We start from the raw sequence: 18536 nt of genomic DNA on the forward strand, positions 1-18536 counted from the left end.
GGCACGGAAAAAGAAGACAAAAGCGCCTCTTTATGCTATACTGAACACGTAGTAAAAAGACTTGCACAAGGCAAGTTATTTACGGTGTAAGGAGTGAATATCATGTCAATTATTACAGGTACTGCAGAAAATTTCAACCAAGTTGTCTTACAGGCAAAAGGCTCGATTATTGTTGATTTTTGGGCTGCTTGGTGCGGCCATTGTACAAACATGCTGCCCATTGTGGAAGCCGTCATTGCCGATCATCCCGACGTTACCCTGGTAAAGGTCAATGTAGACGAACAGCCTTCATTAGCCATGAAATATAACGTCAATGTCATTCCCACATTATTGTTTGTAAAAGACGGCGAAATAAAACATACTGCCGTCGGGGATCAAACAAAAGAATATTTAGAATCTTTGTTATAAGAAAAGAAAAATACCCTCTTTGCCGAATATCGGCAAAGAGGGTATTTTATTATGCACGGATCATCAAGGTTGCTTTTCCTTCTGCCGCCAACGTCCCGTCGGCACGACAAACCCGGCCGCTCATCACGACTAACCGGCCATGTATTTTTTCCTGCACAACCGTAATCCGTACTGTTTCACCGATGGGTACGGAACTGTGAAATCGCACTTCCAACCGTGCCGTATATGCCGGTTTTCCGACTGTCCGATATACATAGTCCCCCATCACTTCATCCAACAGCGTCGTCACCAAACCGCCATGCATACGATCCCCGTAACCGGCATGGGCCTGCGTCGGCGTAAACGAGGTAACGGCCCCTGTCGCCTCTATACGAATAGACAAATGAAGACCGATAGGATTTTCCTTACCGCACCCGAAACAATGCTGCACATTCTCTTGCCGGTCCATCTCTTTTCTCCTTTCATTACGTACCCTATCGCGCGCCTGCCGCGCTGCACGTAAGAAATACCTCCCGTGCTGAAAAACAAACACGGGAGGTATTTCTTACGTGCTTAGTATATATGTATGTGTTAGAGAGGTATGAACAAGCAATGCCTTATGCCTGTGCCGCCGCTTTCCCGAGCATCGCACATTCTTCCGAATTATTCGGCGTTTCATTGACAATAGCCGTACCGATAACCGTAGCGCCGGCATCTTTTACACGCTGTTCCCACGTATCCATCCATTCGCCGGTCCCCCAGCCGTAAGAACCGAACAAGCCTACTTTTTTACCGCTCAATTTCGGCAATAAATCTTCCATAAACGGTTCTACTACCGTTTCTTCCAATTCTTCCGCTCCCATAGCGGGGCAGCCCAACAAAATGACATCTTTCGATGCTACCGTATCGGCATCTGTATCATCAAAAAGTACCGTTTCCACATCGGCACCGGCAGCCTTTACAGCCGCATCAATTTCCTGTGCCATTGCTTCCGTGTTACCCGTGCCGCTCCAATATACAATTTCTACCATAATACAATTCCTCCTTACGCTACAATGAGCGATTCTAATGATGCCCCAACCGCGAGTTGTTTACTATATGTACGGCGACAACAATCGAAGCGTCGGAAAAGTCGCAATGCTTCCTCCGCATCGCCATATACCTTCCATTCCCCGCACATTTTAGCATGATTCCCTTTGTGTCGAATAAATCCGCATACATCCGTCAACGGATATCCCAAAAAAAGTCCCAGCTCATGCGGAAAGCAATTACCGGCGGCAAATCTTGCCCCCAAATGCTCCAACATAGCTAGCAATGTCTGTTCGGTACTATACCCATACGCTTGCAAAAAGTTTCGTACTTCTTCCGTGTGCAAATACCGTTCCACCATTGTCGGTCTATATATATATAACAACGTGCGTTGCGGACAACAAAACAAAATCTTGAAATGAAGTTGTTTTCCATTAAATCTCAGATTATACCGCTCAATAATCCGCGGATAATCCGTATACGTAAGACAATGAGGAAGACACAGTAACGTTCCCATCTTCAATCCGGCCAACGTAGCCGAACAATGTTGAATTAAAAATGAATCTAATTCCATAGATTGCGCTCCTTTCCTCTCATTGTCTATAGTTACTATACCAATAATGTAAATCATTGTCAATACAAAATATACAGGAAAAAACCCGCCTTTTACAGAACCTTCTTTCCTTTAAATATAGTCTGTTTTTTTACATATATAAATTATTTTCAGTCTCCTATACCAATAATTTATACGCATTTTTCTTTCACTTTTTACGTAATACCGCATTACATAATGAGAAAATTATAACTTATTTCTCCCGAATAAAATAATTTATGCTATAATAAAATCTATATGAATACTGCAAAGAAAGGAGTATCCCCTACGATGAAAGCCGTGTTTGTAGACTTTGAAATGAATCCCATCGATCGACGTCACCAAGAAGCACGTCGCATATGCCAAGGAGAAATTATAGAAATCGGCGCCGTCAAACTGGATGAAGACGGCAAGGAAATCGGCGCTTATAAAGAATATATTTGCCCCGAATACACCTCCCAAATGAACGCCACCTGTCAAGCCCTCACGGGTATTACCATGGACATGCTGACCCCGGCGGCACATTTTCAAACGGTCTTTACACATTTTCTGGCATGGTGCAACGAAGATGCGCCCAATGCGTATGAAATGTACGCCTGGAGCGAAAACGACTGGCATCAGCTCACCTGTGAAATGCGCTTAAAACAAAGCGATATGAACGATCCGCAGATCCGCTGGATGCTCGACCACTGGCAAAACTTTCAACAAATTTTTTGTAATCTCTTAGGCTTAGACAATGTTATTTCCCTTGATAAAGCCGTAACCCTGTTAGGAACGTCCTTTGTCGGTAAAATGCACGATGCCTTATGGGATGCCCGCAATACGTCGCAATTATATGTGTTATCCAAAAAAGACGCCCATTTCCGTACGCGTATAGGCCCCATCATAGCCGCCACCAAACCGGCGGAACCGTTGACCTATTCATTAGCGGATGCCTTTTTAGCCGCACAAAAATAACCCCTTTCCACTTATCCTAAGGAGTCCGACATGATAAAAAAATGGGACATCGCCCTGATAGCCTTGCTGCTTTGTCTATCCTTTATTCCCGAAGGCCTTTTCGCCCTGTCCGATCATCTGACAGAAAAACCGCAAATCGAAGCGGTCGTTTATGTGGACGGCACGGTGTATAAAACCGTTCCCCTCAGCGGACACAAAGGCACGTTGTTATTCACCGTACGTACGGCCCGAGGCTATAATACAATCGTTGTAAAAAACGACACAATCGGCATTATCGACGCCGATTGTCCCGATAAAATTTGTATTAAGCAGGGTTTTATTTCACAACCGGGAGCAACCGCCGTGTGCCTGCCGCATCGCCTTCTCATCGAAATTAAGTCCGCGCGACAAACGCAACCGGATATTATTCCCGCAAATTAGAGGTATGCTTATGAACAACACCTTTCGACTTGTCCTCATCGGCATCTTTGTTGCCCAATCATTAGTACTCTATATTATCGAAGGGCTCTTGCCGGTACCCTTTATTGCTCCCGGGGCCAAATTGGGACTGGCCAACTTAATCACGGTCATCGCCCTGTATACGTTGCCGAAAAAAAAGATGTCGCCTTGATCCTATTCTTGCGCATTCTCTTATCCACGGCATTTGCCGGCGGTATAAATGCCTTCTTTTACAGCGTATGCGGAGCAATTTTCAGTTTCGGCGGTATGGCGCTGTTACAAAAAACGCATCGTTTTTCTCTTTTCGGCGTAAGCGCCGCCGGCGGTATTTTTCACAATATAGGGCAACTATTGGTCGCCGCTTGTATCGTCGAAAATCTGCATCTCTTTCTCTACACCCCCGTACTCACCCTTACCGGCACGGGAACAGGAATCCTCATCGGCATTATCGCCGCCTTTACCCTGCAACATCTAAAAAAACTGCCCCTTTTTAAACGCTTAAAAACGTTTTCTTAACCCTCTTGTTTACCTGCAAAAAAAAGCTCGCATCTGCCGATGCGGGCTTTTTTCCTTACACGCGCCTTATTTTTTTTGCCGAACAATGGCCGTTTCCGCTATTTCACACAAAATATGTCCCATCATAATGTGCATTTCTTGTATCCGGGCAGTAACCGTTGAGGGAACAGCCAAACAAATATCGCAAAACGAAGCCATCTGTTCACTTTTCGCACCGCTGAACCCCAGGCATTTCAGCCCCATTTTTTTTGCCACCGCCAACGCGGCCAACACATTCCGACTCGTACCGGACGTCGAAATACCGACCAGCACATCGCCTTCCCGTCCCAACCCGCGAACTTGTCTGGCAAATACGGCTTCATACCCATAATCGTTCCCAATTGCCGTTAATACCGAAGTATCCACCGTCAGGGCCAACGCCGGATACGGTTCCCGTTCCGCTTGAAAGCGCCCCATAATTTCCGCCGCCATATGTTGCGCATCGGCCGCACTGCCGCCGTTACCGCAAAATAAAATTTTATGCCCTGTCAGCAAGGCCTCGCTCACCATCGAACCGGCAGCTGCCAACAAGGGTTCCAACGCTTTCGTGCCTTGTAAAACCGCCTCATGTTCCGCCATTCTTTCTGCGATCATTATCCATATCGCCTCCTATTCCATACTGTCTTCCACCACATGAATCTTACCGTTAGCCGGATTAATCGAAATACCGTACACCTGTACCGAATCGGGAATATACGGATTTTTTCGCAATCGTTGCACCATATCCCGTACAGCCGGTACCGGTTCCCCTACCGGATCCGCCCATGCTTCCAAATGAGGCCGAATAGCCTGTATATCGGGTACCGACACGCCGGCGGCCGCCATTTTTTCGCACAGTCCGTCTGCCGTTGTATGTACCATACCGCAATCGTCATGTACCACTACAGCCACGTCTGTAACCCCTAATTCATACACCGCCACTAACAAACTTCCCAAGGCACTGTCAAACGCTTCCGTAATACGAGCGCCGGCCACTTTAATCACGACCGCTTCTCCGCGATTTAACCCCAACGCCGGTTCGACAATATACAATAACCGCGTATCCATGCATGTAAGCACCGCTAACTTTCGCACCGGTTTTTTATCGATCTGGGGCAAGCCGCCCTGCCCCCGTGCCACCTTTAAAAATTCTCTGTTTTGCGCTTTAAAAAAATCCGCTAATTTAGACATTCTCCCTGCCTTACCTTTCTTTTTGCAAACTGCGCACATACGCATCAATTCCGGCCGCCACCTTGCGTCCCTCGCGCATAGCCAAAACTACCGTCGCCGGTTTATGTACAATATCGCCGGCAGCAAACACGCCGGCATAATTCGTCATACCGTACGGCTTTTTCTGTACGGTAATATAGCCGTCACCCTGTGTTTTCACCTGCAACTGTGTAATTACCGCCTCTTCCGGCTTATTGCCGATAGCCGCAATAATTTTATCCGCTTCAATAATGCCGAATTCTCCGGTCGGAACCATCGTTGCATCTTCCAAAATTTTTTGTTTCTCATACTGTAACCCTTGCACATGATCAGTCCCGACAACCGCACACGGTGCCGAATAAAATTGAAATTGCACGCCGTCTTCTTTCGCTTCTTCATATTCCGACGGTAAACACTTCATATTTTTTTCCGCCCGTCTGTACACAATCGTCACGACAGCCCCCAAACGTACAGCCGTTCTCGCCGCATCAATAGCCACATTCCCGGCGCCGATGACCACCACACGATCCCCGTTCCGAACGGGCAACGACGAAACTTCCGCCTTGCCGTATTGTACTTTTTGAACGTCTTCCAAAAACGCCGTGGCACCTATAACTCCTGTGCAATGCTCATTTTTCACCCCCAAATTCCATTCCTCCGCCGTCCCGATACCGACAAACACCGCTGCAAATCCCTCTTTCCAAAAAAATTCCGGTGATTGTTGTTGCCCGATTTTAACCCCGTATCGAAACTGCACGCCCATCTCTTCCAACAGCTTTACTTCCCGTAATACCACATCCTTATGTAAGCGAAACGTCGGAATTCCATACATAAGCATGCCGCCGGGACAGTCTTTGGCCTCCCATACGGTCACTGCATAATCCCTCATCGCCAAATTTCTCGCCACGGACAACCCCGCCGGACCGCTGCCTATGACCGCCACCTTGCCGGCTTGTCCCGTACTGACATGGCGGGGAATATACCGGCCGGAAAACGCCTGATCGGCAATAAACCGTTCCAATTTGCCGATAGCAATAGGGCGTCCGCGATGGTTCCACACGCAAGACCCTTCACACTGCTTTTCTCTAGGGCATACACGACCGCAAATAGCGGGCAAATCACTATGTTGATACACATATGTCGCCGCCTGTACCGGATCCCCTGCGGCCAACGCATGAATAAATTTAGGAATATCATTGCCGATAGGGCAGCCCCGACGGCATAACGGTACTTTACACTGTAAACACCGCTGCGCCTCCACACGTACTTCCGCTGCCGTAAAATCACGATCTCGCAGCGGCTCCTTTGCAAACGATTCTAAATGCTTATTCTCTTCCGTCATACACTTGCCCGCCCTTCTATGGTATATGCCGCATCTGTATAGCAACAATTATATTCTATTTTATTATATCCATTCAAAAAGTCCCGGTCAAACACAAACCCGGCTACAAATAAATAATATATTGCCTCCATAAAAAGCATAGACATTTGACATCTTCACTTCCTCTGGAGGCAACGAAATTCCTTATATTTTTATATATTTTATTTTTTCAAAACTTTAGCCTGTCCATCTGTAACAATTATTCCCTTTTGATTCCTTACTGTAGTTCTAAAAAAAATATAATGTTTATCATCATTCTTTTCAATACATGTCACAGTAGCTGTTAATGTATCCCCCAATTTTACAGGTGACAAGAATTTAACTTCTTGTGCTAAATAAATAGTATTTATTCCAGGCAATTGCGTTCCCAACACAGCAGAAATTAGACCAACTGAAATTATTCCATGTGCGATTCGTTCTTTAAAAATGCTATTTTTTGCAAATTCCGCATTAACATGTATAGGATTAAAATCACCAGTCACTCCCGCGAAAGAATATACATCATATTCACTAATTGTTTTAGACGCACTGGCTTCACGGCCTAAAAAAATATCTTCATAAGCAATATTATTTGACATATATAGTCCTCCTAGTAATTTAATTTTACCCCCATTGGTTCATCTCTAAAAATTCTTTCATCCATTACTTTTACCTTATTAATAATAGGTTTAAAGTCCATGTTTGATAAAATATCTTTATCAATATCAATTCCCGGCGCAACTTCTATAAGCTCTAATCCCATTTCAGTTAATTTAAAAACAGCTCTTTCCGTAATATATAAAACAGGCTGCGCAATAGACAATGCATATTCTCCCGAAAAAGTAATTTGTTCTACTTGATCCAAAAATTTTTTATTTTTTCCTTCTTGAACAATAGTTATCTTATTATTTTCAATAATTTCTTTTAAGCCTCCTGCAGTAAACGTTCCACAATAAACCACTTTTTTAGAATTTTGAGTTATATTAATAAACCCGCCACAACCAGATACCCTTCCTTTAAACTTACTAACATTAATATTACCTTTCTTATCTGCCTCTGCTAATCCTAAAAATGCAATATCTATTCCGCCTCCATCATAAAAATCAAATTGAGCCGGCTGTTCCAAAATAGCTTGTGCATTAGTTGCCGCACCAAAACTTCTTCCTCCGGAAGGAACACCCCCAATTGTTCCCGCTTCAGTAGTTAAAATCATATCGGTAATTCCTTCTTCTGCAGCTACTAATGCAATTCCTTCCGGAACCCCAATTCCTAGGTTAACAACTGCATTTTCCTTTAACTCCATAAGACTTCTACGTGCAATAATTTTACGATTAGTAAGTGGAGCTGGCGGCAATGAAGCTAAAGGGATTTGAATAGTTCCATTTAATGCGGGATTTATTCCAAACTCCCAAGTCATCCAATGGTCTTCCTCTGGACTTTGTACCACATAGTCCACAAAAATCCCCGGAACCTTAACTTGTTTAGCATCTAATGTGCCTGATTTTACTATGTTTTTTACTTGAACAATGACCATTCCTCCCGATGCTTTTGCCGCTTGTGCAAGTGCTAAAACTTCGCCATATCCACATTCTTCATTTAAAGTTATATTTCCATTTTCATCGGCATATGTTCCTCTAATAATTGCTACATCAATCCTACATGGATGATACCATAGCCATTCCTCATTATTCATCACAATCACATCTACACGATCTTCCGTTGTTATTGAATTAATTTTACCGCCTTCTATTCTTGGATCAACAAAAGTTCTTAATCCTACTTTTGTAAATGTACCGGCTCGTCTACCTGCCATATCTCTAAACCATTGTGATAACGTTCCCTGAGGGAAATTATAAGCTTTAATCTTATTTTCCATAATTAATTTACCAATTTTAGGAGATAAGTTAAAATGACCGCCAATTACACACTCTAATAAACCTTCTTCCCCAAGATGATTTAAACCTTTTGTATCTCCATCGCCTTGTCCTGCCGCATAAATTAAAGTTAAATTACGAGGTTTTTTATACTCACAATATTGCTTTTGCATCTCTTTTAAAATATGCTCCGGTATAAGCGATCCCACAAATCCACTAGTTGCAATAGTTGATCCACTTTTTATTTTTTTTACAGCTTCAGTTGCCGTAATAATCGCTTTCATAAAACTTCCTCCCTATATAATCCTACCACTCAAACAAATCGAATTAATGTGTATATAATCACAATTGCAAACACAGCAATCGTTTTCAAAATGGTAATAGCAAATATATCTCTATATGATTCTTTATGTGACATTCCACAAACTGCCAACAATGTAATAACGGCTCCATTATGGGGCAATGTATCTAACCCTCCCGAGGCCATGGAAGCGACCCTATGCAAAATTTCCGGAGTCATTCCAATACTATGAGCCCAACTTAACCAATCATGTGACATAAGTTCCAATGCAATAGATAGGCCTCCCGATGCCGATCCGGTAATGCCAGCTAAAACAGTAACACTGATCGCTTCTGATACTAATGGCGTTCCTCCAATATGAATATTTATTAAAAAATTAGCTACATCAGAAAAACCCGGTAATTGAGCAATTACATTCCCATATCCAACTTCTGATGCAGTATTCATAATTGCTAATAAAGAGCCTATAGCGCCTGCATTCAATACATTTGTTAATTTTTTCATGCCGGTTATTTCTCTTCTTCCGATAATTAAAGCTAATGCAATACCTACTACCAAAGCAATAATTAATGCCCAAATACTGGCCACATTTTTCACATTACTGGCAACTAACGGAATCCCTTTCATCTGTCTAAATGGTTCTAAAACAGAAGGATCCCAAGCAATCATTTCTGTAATTGAAAAACTTACAAGTAATACAGCAATCAATGGTACACACGCTAACTTCCAATTAACTAAATTTATATCAGAATTTACTTCACTTTCATTAATAGTATGGGTTCCATATCCTTCACCCGCTGAAATTGCAGATTTTAATCTATGCGTCAAATAAAAAACGCCTCCAATATAAATTATTAATGCCCCTAAAATTCCCGCAATAGGTTCAGAATATAAATTGGTTCCAAAATACGTAGTAGGTATAATATTTTGAATTTGCGGGGTTCCCGGTAAACAATCCATTGTAGCGGTAAAAGCCCCTAATGCAATAATAGCCGGCACCAGTCTTTTAGGATAATTTGCTTCTTTAAATAAAGCTGCTGCAAACGGATATACCGCAAAAACAACAACAAATAAACTAACTCCGCCATATGTAAGTACCGACGATGCAATAACAATAGAAATCACTGCTTTATATGGATCTTTTCCTAACCCGCTAATAATGGCTTTAGCTATACTTCTGGCTAACCCTGTATCTTCCATTACTTTGCCAAAAATAGCACCTAATATAAACACAGGAAAAAAAGATTTAATATAAGTTACTGCTTTTCCCATAAATAACTCTGTATAAGATGGCATAATATTAAATCCCGATAGTGCTGCTGCCAAGATCGCCATAATAGGAGCCATCATAATTACAGAAAAACCTTTGTATGCAAATGTAATTAATCCGACTAAGCTTAAAACGATAATCAAAACATTAAAGTCCATACATATCATCTCCTTATTGCTTTGTAATTTGTACAATTAATTGTCTCTTATTTTTACTAAAGAAATATTTCTATAAGTCAATATTATCATGCTTATAAGGAATGATAAAATGGATTATTTTCACACTCTTAATTCTATTTTTTCATAATATTTAATCATACCTAACAAAAGATATGTCATTTTTATTTTTATAATTAAGTAGAATATAATATATTCAAAATAAATTTTATATATAATTTTCATAAAATAAAATATGGATACCTCTTTATAAATTCAAAAGAAGCATCCATAAAACATCTTACTTATTCACCATTAATCGTCTCATTAAACTTTTCTATAATTCTATCTACAATATCATGTTATTCCACTATTCTTTCAAATTAGCCTATCCCAATTCTATTTCTTGAAATTATTCCATAAATTACACACAAAAAAGAAATTCCTCTCTATTCTTTTCTAAATAGCTTTTCTTTTTTATAAATTCTAAAAAAAGCTTAATAGGAGTTGTAATAAATTTTTCTCTATGATAAGTTACTGTTGGAATCCATAATAAATCAAGCTTATGTACACTAAATTGATGCACTTTGTTAAAACAGAATTTATCCACAATAGGTTTGGGCAAAAAAGTAACTCCATCACTAGTACAAACGGCTTCAATTAATAAATCCCATTGTGCACTTTCTAATATAATATTAGGCATAAAGCCATTACTTTTACAACAGCTCATTACCCTATCATGCAGCATAAACGTATCATTTAATAAATAAAATTTTTTTCTTTTAACATTTTCCAAGTAATATTACATTCCTTCGATACTGCATGTTTCTCATTCGTTACACAAACCACTTCAGATTTTATAACAGGATAATTAATTAATTCTGCATCATTAACTGGGTGAATTAAAATACCGACATCGATTGCCCCTGTTTTTAAAAGTGAATATACTTTATTAGCTCCAATTTCCAAAACGCGTAATTGAATATTAGGATACGCTAATTGATAGTCCGCTAAAATTTTATGAACAATAGTAATAGTAACCGGTGGCACTCCTAATATTAACGTCCCACTCCGACTTACTAACCGAGTTTCCAACAATTGTCTTTCATCTTTATATTGTTGAACTATTTTTACTGCACTATGATAAAAAATCTCGCCTTCCGAAGTCAATTTAAATTTTTTAGAAGTTCTATCTACGATTTCTATACTAAACATATGCTCTAATGAACGTATTGCTTTACTAATGGTAGATTGACTAATAAATAATGAATTAGCTGCCTTAGTAAAACTACTATACTTTACAGTCGTTATAAAATAGATTAAATGTTCAATATTCATTTATACCCCCCTAATACTGCCGTATCAAGAAAAGTATCCTAATAAATTAAAACTTTTCTCCAGATAAATCTTTTTTTAACCAATCTATTAAAATTTTTTCTCGTTTTCTCTGAATTTCCGCTAATTTATCTTTATCCCAATTATATAAACCGGAACCACTTTTAGCTCCTAGTAATCCTTTTTCTACACAATTTCTCATCATCTCTGATCCTAACTTATCTGCAGCTAATTCCGAATTCAAATATGCTGAAATACTATAAAAAATATCCAATCCCCCCAGATCAGCGGATTCAATCGGTCCAGTCACTCCTAATCGCCGTCCAATGCTATATTTACATATAGTATCTACATCTTCGGCAGAAGCAAACCCATTTTTTACACAATATAATGCCTCTCTTAGTAAAGCAAACTGTAATCTGTTTCCAATAAATCCGGGAGCTTCTTTTTTTAACCCGACTGGTTTTTTGCCAATTTTTTCCAATAATTCAATAACAAATTCCACTACCTCTTTTTTTGTTTCTTTTCCCGGAACCACTTCTACCAAGGGAATCAAATGTGGCGGATTCCAAAAATGTGCTACTACAAATCGTTCCGGATGACTTAATTTAGATGCAACTTGAGATGGCAATAACCCGGACGAATCAGTAGCAAAAACGATATCTGCTGATAAATATTTCTCCAATTCTTTATATACACTTTGTTTTATATCCATATCTTCTGCGACTGATTCAATAACAAAATCTGCATCTTTGGCCGCATCTTTTATAGATGTCACTCCATGAATCCGTGAAATAATCTTATTCATCTCTTGTTCATCAATAATTTGATTATTTTTCATACCGGTTAAAGTAAATCTAATATTTTTCATAGCACGTTCAATGCTGGCATCTTTTCTTCCAAACAGATTTATTTCATACCCTTTTTGTGCAAATGCAATAGCCGTTCCAAATCCCATAGTTCCACAACCTAAATTACAGATACGTTTTATTTCCGATATTTTTTTCATAAAAATTACCTTCTTTCTAAAATCATATTGTAAAAGGAATAAAAGTTAATCCTAAAACCATAATAATACCTAACACAATAAATGCCACAAAACTATATCCAACAAAATCTTTAAATTCCAATCCACAAACAGCCATAAAAGGAACCGCAAAAAAAGGTTGAATCAAAGCAGTTAAATCTCCACCAAACATATAAGAAATTATAGTTTGTGCATTTGAAATGCCTAATGCATTTCCTGCCGGAATCAAAAAAGGTGCTTCAATGATCCACTTACTTCCACCTGAAGGAATAAAATAACTGATAAAACCACTTAAAATTGCTGAAATAGCTGGAAATGTAGTAGTAGTACTAAATGCAATTACCCATGAAGAAATAATATTTACTAAACCTGTAAATTTCATAATTCCGAAAATCCCTGCATAAAACGGAAATTGCAAAATCACACCCCAAGCTGCCGGTGTAGAAGACTTTACCGCTTTCAATAAGGCGGCTGGAGAACCATATAACCAAATAATTAAAGTCAAAAATAAAAAATTCAACACATTAATATCTAATGACCTTCCCAATACAAAGAAATGATAATATAAATATACCAAAAACATAATTCCAATAAAATAAGAACACCATGGACTATATGTAACCCATTCACTTGGTGTCGTAATATTTTTCTTTACTACCTCAGTGCATTCAGGGAGCACCAACTTATCATTCCATTGTCGTAATGAAATAATCCGTTCTTCATATTTAGGTACTAATATAAATCCAAATAATAAAATCATAGCCATAACTGATATACCAACTAATATGAGATTATAAGGATGAAAAACAGTTTGAGAAATAGGTATAATCCCAATTTCTTTAACCATAAAATGTCCTGGAGTTGCAACCAATAAAGGGGCTGATCCAGAAAGCCCCATATGCCAAATATAAAAAGGGGTCCAAGCAGCTCCACATAAGTACCTATAATCAATTTTTAAACAATTATTTTCTGCTTGCATAGCTAAATTCTTACAAAGCAACGCCGAAAAAACTAATCCAAATCCCCAATTAAGATAATATCCAATAGATGATAACACCACCGCATAAATATATACAGTTCTTATCTTCTTCGGTCTACTGCAAATACGTTTAATTACTTTATTGCAAATAGGAGTAGTAGCTAGTGCATATCCAGTAATAACCACCAGCGACATTTGCATAGCAAATCCCAATAAACTCCAAAAACCATTTCCCCATGCTGTGATCACCTGAATAGGATTTGATGGGGTTAAAATTAATGCCATTATAAATGCCACAATAGTTAATAATAACGCAATAACATATGAATCCGGTACCCATCGCTCAGCAAATTCTGTAAAATAATCAGTAAATTGTCTTTTTTTCTCCATATGTCGGTTCTCCTCCTATTCTTTTCAAGAAAAATATTACATTTATATTATGACATTTTTCTATATTTAAGAAAAATGAAATTTATAAATCGTTTTAATGAACATTTTTCATGCAGCATCAATATATACGCCTTTAACAAAGCTCTCTAAAAAAGACGCTACGTTGATATTGCAAAACCACCCACCATACACCAAAATAAACCTAAAATTTCTTTCTACTACTAGCCAAAAGCCCGTTTAAATAACTCTACATCCTTATTGCGTCCCTTCCTAAACAAAGTGCCCCTTACCACTAATTTATCCGACCAAAGCGCCTCACACCTGTTATATTATACAATACGCCGGTTCCTTACGAAAAAAAACACCTAAAGCAATACTCTTCAGGTGTTTGTATGGTGCGCCCAAGATGACTCGAACATCCGACACACAGTTTAGGAAACTGCTGCTCTATCCTGCTGAGCTATGGGCGCATGTATATCGTTGTTATCGTATCACATAATGCAAAAAAAAGAAAGCGTTCCTATCCCGTTTCTATAGGACGCATCTGAAATTGTCACATAAAAATAGAAAAAAATAGACATATCTGAAACGATTCCCTGAATCATTAAAAATATCGACGTTAAACCGCTGCGCTAAAAGCGAAAAAGGAAACGGCACGCCGCCGCTAAAAATCGCCGACCGCGCATACGCATTGCAGTAATAACGCCGTAGCGCAACAATACGCAGGAACTACATGTGCCGTCAACAAAATAAACCCGGCGCAATCGGGATTATCACCGACTGCGCCGGGTTTTAAGGGTTCCTTACGGTATGCCGAGAAGGTTTTACTTACTCAACAGCTATACCCTTTATTGTTGATTCGCTTCTTGTCTGTAAATATCATTCGTAATAGCATCCGAGCAGCATACGGCAACAACGTCCGCCACATCTTCGGACGAACAACCGCGGGACAAGTCCAAAATCGGTTTAGCCAAGCCTTGTACCAAGGGTCCGAGAGCTGTTGCGTTGGCAAAACGTTGTACCATCTTATAGCCGATATTGGCCGCATCCAACGTCGGGAAAATAAGCACATTCGCATGGCCGGCAACTTTGGAGCCGGGCGCTTTGTGTTCGCCGACTTCCGGAACCAACGCGGCATCTGCCTGCAATTCTCCGTCAAAATCAAAGTCAACATTACGTTGTTTTAAAATTTCTACCGCTTTCCGCACATTTTCAACAGTTGTACCGGAACCGGAACCTTTTGTCGAATACGAAAGCAACGCCACTTTAGGATTCAACATCTGTACCGTACGACGTGCCCGTTGTACACAAATGCAGGCAATATCGGCCAATTGTTCCGGCGTCGGATTGGGAATAACACCGCAATCCCCGAGAACCAAAATACCGTTATCACCATACTGAGGCGTATTGGTCAACAAAATAAATGCGGAAGATACGGTTTTGTTACCCGGACGGGGCCCGATAACCTGCAGACCTGCACGAATAACATCCGCCGAGGTCGTAGCCGCTCCGGATACCACGCCGTCAGCATCCCCCAACGCTACCAAACCGGCACCGAAGAAAGTATAATTATTAATCATAATTTCCCGCGCCTGTTCTACCGTCATGCCTTTCTTTTTACGACGTTCCGCAAAATATTGGCAAAGTTCATCCATACGATAGTAAGTTTCCGGATCGATAACTTCTACGCCGGTCAAATCAATTTGGAATTTAGATGCATCTTTTTTAATCTTATCTAATTTACCGATTAAAACGATTTTAGCAAATCCGTCGGCTAAAACACGTTCTGCCGCCTTTAATACACGACGACTGTTCGTTTCCGGCAAAACAATCTTCTTTTGTGCCTTTGCTACCCGAGATTTTAAATCTTCTGTAAATCTCATTATCACCACTCCTTAATCGAGTCCTGTCAAAGACAACACTCACTATATCTAAAACCACCATTCATTATAATACAAAGTTTGCCCGATGAAAAGCAATATTCCTCGTATTTATTATGCAAGTAAACCATAGTAAAAAAAATCCGGTGCATACTCTTTTAGGCCGCAAAAAAAGGAGATATTCCCCGGAATATCTCCCCCGTTCCTATGGATATCAATGCTTTACACATGCCAAGCCGCGTTGCAGGGCTTGCATATTCAATGCGATTAATTTTGCCTTCGTCCCGGTAAACATATTGTGTATCATAGTTTCTATCGTGCTTACAGATAACACGGCCGTTGCCCCCACATAAGCGCCCAACATAACCATATTACTTACTTTCGGATTCCCCAATTCTCGTGCAATTTCATCACAAGGTACATAGTATACGGTCACATCTTCTCTCTCTACCTTATCGGGAACAATACTGCTGTTAATAAAAATGATCCCGCCGGTTTGCACCAACGATCCGAATTTAGCTAAAGCGGCCCGATTCATAACGACAATTTCCGACGGATGTTCGACTAACGGTGAGCCGATACGTTCGGTACTTAAAATAACCGTACAATTCGCGGTTCCGCCGCGCATTTCCGGTCCGTAAGACGGAACCCATGATACTTGTAAATTTTCTTCCACCCCGGCTTCTACTAAATTTTTACCGATAGACATGACGCCTTGCCCGCCAAAACCGGAAAGAATAACTTCATGTTTCATCTCACGGCACCTCCACATCTTTAATCACGCCCAGCGGATAATAAGGAATCATATGCGAAATCAACCACTCATTAGCCTCTTTTATATCCATTCCCCAGTTCGTGGGACAAGAGCAAAGAACTTCGACAAAGGTAAAGCCGTCATTATTCATTTGTCTTGTAAACGCTTTTTTAATCGCCCGTTTGGCTTTCATTAAGTGAGAAATATCGGTCACACACACGCGTTCCGCATATACCAACCCGTCCAACGTCGCCAACATTTCCGACACCCGCATAGGATTTCCGGCTTGTTCCGCCGTACGACCGGAGGGAGCCGTGGTGGCCCGTTGCCCGATCAAAGTAGTCGGCGCCATTTGCCCGCCGGTCATGCCGTAAATGGCGTTATTAATAAAAATCGTCGTAAATTTTTCGCCTCGCATTGCCGCATGTACAATTTCCGCGGCGCCGATAGAAGCCAAATCGCCATCGCCCTGATACGTGAATACCGGCACCTCCGGATGTGTACGTTTTACCGCCGTAGCTACAGCGGGAGCCCGTCCATGCGCCGCTTCAATCATGTCACACGCAAAATAATTTCCGGCAAATACCGAACAGCCTACCGGACAGACGCCGATAGCGGTTTCTACGGCATTCATTTCCGCCAACGTTTCCGCCACTAATTTATGTACAATACCGTGACTGCATCCGGGGCAATAATGAAGTTCTGTATCTTGCAGACCTGTTGATTTTTCATAAATCGTTTTTCTCATATTATTTCCCCTCCCGCCAAATTTTTGCCGCCGCCTCGGCCACTTCTGAAACCGTCGGAATAACACCGCCGTACCGTCCGTAAAAATGAACCGGTTTTTGTCCGGCTACTGCAATTTTTACATCATCGATCATCTGTCCCGTACTCATTTCCACTACCAACATTTGCGCAACGCCGGCTTGTCCCGCGATTTCCCGAATCCGGTCATAAGGAAACGGCCATAACGTAATCGGACGAATAACGCCGGCTTTAATTCCCCGTTCCCGTAAATTTTCTACAGCCGTAATGGCAATACGTGCGGGTGTACCGTAAGCAACAATGACAATTTCCGCGTCCGCCACCATAATTTCTTCCCAACGGACTTCATTTTTTTCTATTTCTTCATAGGTTTTCAATAATTCTATATTATGTTCTTCACAATCCGCCGCGGCAATCAACAACGAGCTGAGAAAATTATTATGTTCCCGTTTTCCTCTGCCGCATGCCGCCCAATCCTTAGGCGGCAATGTCCGCGGGGTTCTTTCTTTCCAAACAATAGGTTCCATCATTTGTCCGATAAGACCGTCCGCCAATACGACGACGGGCGTGCGATATTGATCGGCAATATCGAACGCTTCCTGTACTAAATCCACCGCTTCCTGCAAGTTGGATGGCGCTAACACGGGAGTTCTGTAATCGCCGTTACCGCCACCGCGGGTCGCTTGAAAATAATCGGCCTGTGAAGGCTGTATGGAGCCCAATCCCGGACCGCCGCGCATGACATTGACAATCACCGCCGGCAATTTGGCCCCGGCAATATAACTGATTCCTTCTTGTTTTAAGCTGATGCCGGGAGACGACGAAGAGGTCATGCACCGCACACCTGTAGCCGCCGCGCCGTATACCATATTAATAGCCGCCACTTCCGATTCGGCCTGTACAAATACACCGCCCGACTCCGCCATTCTAAAAGACATGTATTCCGGTATTTCATTTTGCGGCGTAATAGGATACCCGAAAAAACCTTTACAGCCGGCACGAATAGCCGCTTCCGCAATCGCTTCGCTGCCCTTCCATATTTCTCTTTTCATATATGGCGCCTCCCTTATTCTTTTTCAATCGTAATGATGGAATCCGGACAAATTTTGGCACAACCGGCACACCCGATACAAGCTTTCATATCGGTACAGACCGCCGGTCTATAGCCCTTTATGTTCGTTTCTTCTTCCAAGGCCAATATTTCTTTCGGACACACGGAAATGCAAAGCCCGCACCCCTTACACCGATCTTTTCGAAACGTTACATACATGGTCATACTGGAACCGTCTCCTTTCCAATG

General features: G+C 41.1%; 21 protein-coding genes, 1 tRNA gene and 1 pseudogene. 5 read left to right on the forward strand and 18 right to left on the reverse strand.

Annotated elements, in window-relative coordinates:
* Positions 1–102 precede the first annotated feature (102 nt).
* Complete coding sequence (gene trxA / locus HMPREF1039_RS06745) at positions 103–408, forward strand: thioredoxin (RefSeq protein ID WP_007391648.1); 306 nt, start codon at positions 103–105, stop codon at positions 406–408.
* 49 nt (positions 409–457) lie between these two features.
* On the opposite strand, the gene HMPREF1039_RS06750 is transcribed toward trxA, so the two are convergent.
* The 3 genes from HMPREF1039_RS06750 to HMPREF1039_RS06760 form a co-directional block, all read right to left on the reverse strand.
* A complete protein-coding gene (locus HMPREF1039_RS06750) occupies positions 458–856 on the reverse strand; it encodes a PaaI family thioesterase (RefSeq protein ID WP_007391694.1) in 399 nt (132 codons plus the stop codon).
* A gap of 148 nt (positions 857–1004) precedes the next feature.
* Positions 1005–1418, reverse strand: a complete 414-nt coding sequence (locus HMPREF1039_RS06755) for a flavodoxin (protein ID WP_007391644.1) — start codon at positions 1416–1418, stop codon at positions 1005–1007.
* A gap of 14 nt (positions 1419–1432) precedes the next feature.
* Entirely contained in the window at positions 1433–1990 is a 558-nt protein-coding gene (locus HMPREF1039_RS06760; protein WP_007391620.1) for a DUF3793 family protein, read from the reverse strand.
* A 276-nt stretch (positions 1991–2266) separates the two neighbouring features.
* Between HMPREF1039_RS06760 and HMPREF1039_RS06765 the strand changes: the two genes are divergently transcribed.
* The 4 genes from HMPREF1039_RS06765 to HMPREF1039_RS08505 are packed head-to-tail and all read left to right on the forward strand — an operon-like array spanning position 2267 to position 3919.
* Positions 2267–2965 carry a 3'-5' exonuclease gene (locus tag HMPREF1039_RS06765; protein WP_235720041.1) on the forward strand — a complete coding sequence of 233 codons (699 nt, stop codon included), beginning with the start codon at positions 2267–2269 and terminating at the stop codon, positions 2963–2965.
* 30 nt (positions 2966–2995) lie between these two features.
* Positions 2996–3385, forward strand: coding sequence for a NusG domain II-containing protein (locus HMPREF1039_RS06770; RefSeq protein WP_007391656.1), 390 nt, complete (start codon positions 2996–2998; stop codon positions 3383–3385).
* 10 nt (positions 3386–3395) lie between these two features.
* The gene (locus tag HMPREF1039_RS08500; protein WP_007391731.1) at positions 3396–3575 is read left to right on the forward strand and encodes a Gx transporter family protein; all 180 of its coding nucleotides are present in this window, start codon (positions 3396–3398) and stop codon (positions 3573–3575) included.
* 8 nt (positions 3576–3583) lie between these two features.
* Complete coding sequence (locus tag HMPREF1039_RS08505) at positions 3584–3919, forward strand: Gx transporter family protein (RefSeq protein ID WP_007391677.1); 336 nt, start codon at positions 3584–3586, stop codon at positions 3917–3919.
* A 66-nt stretch (positions 3920–3985) separates the two neighbouring features.
* Here the strand turns inward: HMPREF1039_RS08505 and HMPREF1039_RS06780 are convergent, their stop codons facing one another.
* The 15 genes and pseudogenes from HMPREF1039_RS06780 to HMPREF1039_RS06855 form a co-directional block, all read right to left on the reverse strand.
* Positions 3986–4552, reverse strand: coding sequence for a D-sedoheptulose 7-phosphate isomerase (locus HMPREF1039_RS06780; RefSeq protein WP_007391720.1), 567 nt, complete (start codon positions 4550–4552; stop codon positions 3986–3988).
* A 15-nt stretch (positions 4553–4567) separates the two neighbouring features.
* Positions 4568–5128 carry a beta-class carbonic anhydrase gene (locus HMPREF1039_RS06785; RefSeq protein ID WP_007391633.1) on the reverse strand — a complete coding sequence of 187 codons (561 nt, stop codon included), beginning with the start codon at positions 5126–5128 and terminating at the stop codon, positions 4568–4570.
* A 10-nt stretch (positions 5129–5138) separates the two neighbouring features.
* The gene (locus HMPREF1039_RS06790) at positions 5139–6488 is read right to left on the reverse strand and encodes an FAD-dependent oxidoreductase (protein ID WP_007391738.1); all 1350 of its coding nucleotides are present in this window, start codon (positions 6486–6488) and stop codon (positions 5139–5141) included.
* 200 nt (positions 6489–6688) lie between these two features.
* Complete coding sequence (locus HMPREF1039_RS06795) at positions 6689–7105, reverse strand: MaoC family dehydratase (protein WP_007391734.1); 417 nt, start codon at positions 7103–7105, stop codon at positions 6689–6691.
* A gap of 11 nt (positions 7106–7116) precedes the next feature.
* On the reverse strand, positions 7117–8664 hold the full coding sequence (locus tag HMPREF1039_RS06800; RefSeq protein WP_007391716.1) for an acyl CoA:acetate/3-ketoacid CoA transferase: 1548 nt from the start codon (positions 8662–8664) through the stop codon (positions 7117–7119).
* Positions 8665–8693: 29 nt separating this feature from the next.
* Positions 8694–10109 (reverse strand): GntP family permease, encoded by a 1416-nt coding sequence (locus HMPREF1039_RS06805; protein ID WP_007391676.1) that lies wholly within the window; start codon positions 10107–10109, stop codon positions 8694–8696.
* A 421-nt stretch (positions 10110–10530) separates the two neighbouring features.
* Positions 10531–11444: pseudogene (locus tag HMPREF1039_RS08600) on the reverse strand (LysR family transcriptional regulator).
* 46 nt (positions 11445–11490) lie between these two features.
* Positions 11491–12450, reverse strand: a complete 960-nt coding sequence (locus tag HMPREF1039_RS06820; RefSeq protein ID WP_007391670.1) for a 3-hydroxyacyl-CoA dehydrogenase family protein — start codon at positions 12448–12450, stop codon at positions 11491–11493.
* Positions 12451–12472: 22 nt separating this feature from the next.
* Positions 12473–13837, reverse strand: coding sequence for a short-chain fatty acid transporter (locus HMPREF1039_RS06825; protein WP_007391736.1), 1365 nt, complete (start codon positions 13835–13837; stop codon positions 12473–12475).
* Positions 13838–14230: 393 nt separating this feature from the next.
* Positions 14231–14307 (reverse strand) — tRNA-Arg (locus tag HMPREF1039_RS06830).
* 378 nt (positions 14308–14685) lie between these two features.
* Positions 14686–15720, reverse strand: coding sequence for a phosphate acetyltransferase (pta, locus tag HMPREF1039_RS06835; protein ID WP_007391675.1), 1035 nt, complete (start codon positions 15718–15720; stop codon positions 14686–14688).
* A gap of 211 nt (positions 15721–15931) precedes the next feature.
* A complete protein-coding gene (locus HMPREF1039_RS06840) occupies positions 15932–16471 on the reverse strand; it encodes a 2-oxoacid:acceptor oxidoreductase family protein (protein WP_007391739.1) in 540 nt (179 codons plus the stop codon).
* 1 nt (position 16472) lies between these two features.
* Complete coding sequence (locus HMPREF1039_RS06845) at positions 16473–17219, reverse strand: thiamine pyrophosphate-dependent enzyme (protein WP_007391621.1); 747 nt, start codon at positions 17217–17219, stop codon at positions 16473–16475.
* Between the two features lies 1 nt (position 17220).
* Positions 17221–18288 (reverse strand): 3-methyl-2-oxobutanoate dehydrogenase subunit VorB, encoded by a 1068-nt coding sequence (locus HMPREF1039_RS06850; RefSeq protein ID WP_007391660.1) that lies wholly within the window; start codon positions 18286–18288, stop codon positions 17221–17223.
* Between the two features lie 14 nt (positions 18289–18302).
* Positions 18303–18512, reverse strand: a complete 210-nt coding sequence (locus HMPREF1039_RS06855; protein ID WP_007391612.1) for an indolepyruvate ferredoxin oxidoreductase subunit alpha — start codon at positions 18510–18512, stop codon at positions 18303–18305.
* Positions 18513–18536 lie beyond the last annotated feature (24 nt).

The sequence above is a fragment of the Megasphaera lornae genome (assembly GCF_000214495.1).
Classification (GTDB): Bacteria; Bacillota; Negativicutes; order Veillonellales; family Megasphaeraceae; genus Megasphaera; species Megasphaera lornae.

Coding starts and splice junctions, on each gene's coding strand:
- HMPREF1039_RS06850 (WP_007391660.1), bottom strand. CDS start 18,288: ATGAAAAGAGAAATATGGAAGGGCAGCGAAGCGATTGCGGAAGCGGCT.
- HMPREF1039_RS06840 (WP_007391739.1), bottom strand. CDS start 16,471: ATGAAACATGAAGTTATTCTTTCCGGTTTTGGCGGGCAAGGCGTCATG.
- HMPREF1039_RS06750 (WP_007391694.1), bottom strand. CDS start 856: ATGGACCGGCAAGAGAATGTGCAGCATTGTTTCGGGTGCGGTAAGGAA.
- HMPREF1039_RS06805 (WP_007391676.1), bottom strand. CDS start 10,109: ATGGACTTTAATGTTTTGATTATCGTTTTAAGCTTAGTCGGATTAATT.
- HMPREF1039_RS06765 (WP_235720041.1), top strand. CDS start 2,267: ATGAATACTGCAAAGAAAGGAGTATCCCCTACGATGAAAGCCGTGTTT.
- HMPREF1039_RS06800 (WP_007391716.1), bottom strand. CDS start 8,664: ATGAAAGCGATTATTACGGCAACTGAAGCTGTAAAAAAAATAAAAAGT.
- HMPREF1039_RS06790 (WP_007391738.1), bottom strand. CDS start 6,488: ATGACGGAAGAGAATAAGCATTTAGAATCGTTTGCAAAGGAGCCGCTG.
- HMPREF1039_RS06845 (WP_007391621.1), bottom strand. CDS start 17,219: ATGAGAAAAACGATTTATGAAAAATCAACAGGTCTGCAAGATACAGAA.
- HMPREF1039_RS06780 (WP_007391720.1), bottom strand. CDS start 4,552: ATGATCGCAGAAAGAATGGCGGAACATGAGGCGGTTTTACAAGGCACG.
- HMPREF1039_RS06855 (WP_007391612.1), bottom strand. CDS start 18,512: ATGACCATGTATGTAACGTTTCGAAAAGATCGGTGTAAGGGGTGCGGG.
- HMPREF1039_RS06760 (WP_007391620.1), bottom strand. CDS start 1,990: ATGGAATTAGATTCATTTTTAATTCAACATTGTTCGGCTACGTTGGCC.
- HMPREF1039_RS08500 (WP_007391731.1), top strand. CDS start 3,396: ATGAACAACACCTTTCGACTTGTCCTCATCGGCATCTTTGTTGCCCAA.
- HMPREF1039_RS06795 (WP_007391734.1), bottom strand. CDS start 7,105: ATGTCAAATAATATTGCTTATGAAGATATTTTTTTAGGCCGTGAAGCC.
- HMPREF1039_RS06785 (WP_007391633.1), bottom strand. CDS start 5,128: ATGTCTAAATTAGCGGATTTTTTTAAAGCGCAAAACAGAGAATTTTTA.
- HMPREF1039_RS06770 (WP_007391656.1), top strand. CDS start 2,996: ATGATAAAAAAATGGGACATCGCCCTGATAGCCTTGCTGCTTTGTCTA.
- trxA (WP_007391648.1), top strand. CDS start 103: ATGTCAATTATTACAGGTACTGCAGAAAATTTCAACCAAGTTGTCTTA.
- HMPREF1039_RS06820 (WP_007391670.1), bottom strand. CDS start 12,450: ATGAAAAAAATATCGGAAATAAAACGTATCTGTAATTTAGGTTGTGGA.
- HMPREF1039_RS06825 (WP_007391736.1), bottom strand. CDS start 13,837: ATGGAGAAAAAAAGACAATTTACTGATTATTTTACAGAATTTGCTGAG.
- pta (WP_007391675.1), bottom strand. CDS start 15,720: ATGAGATTTACAGAAGATTTAAAATCTCGGGTAGCAAAGGCACAAAAG.
- HMPREF1039_RS06755 (WP_007391644.1), bottom strand. CDS start 1,418: ATGGTAGAAATTGTATATTGGAGCGGCACGGGTAACACGGAAGCAATG.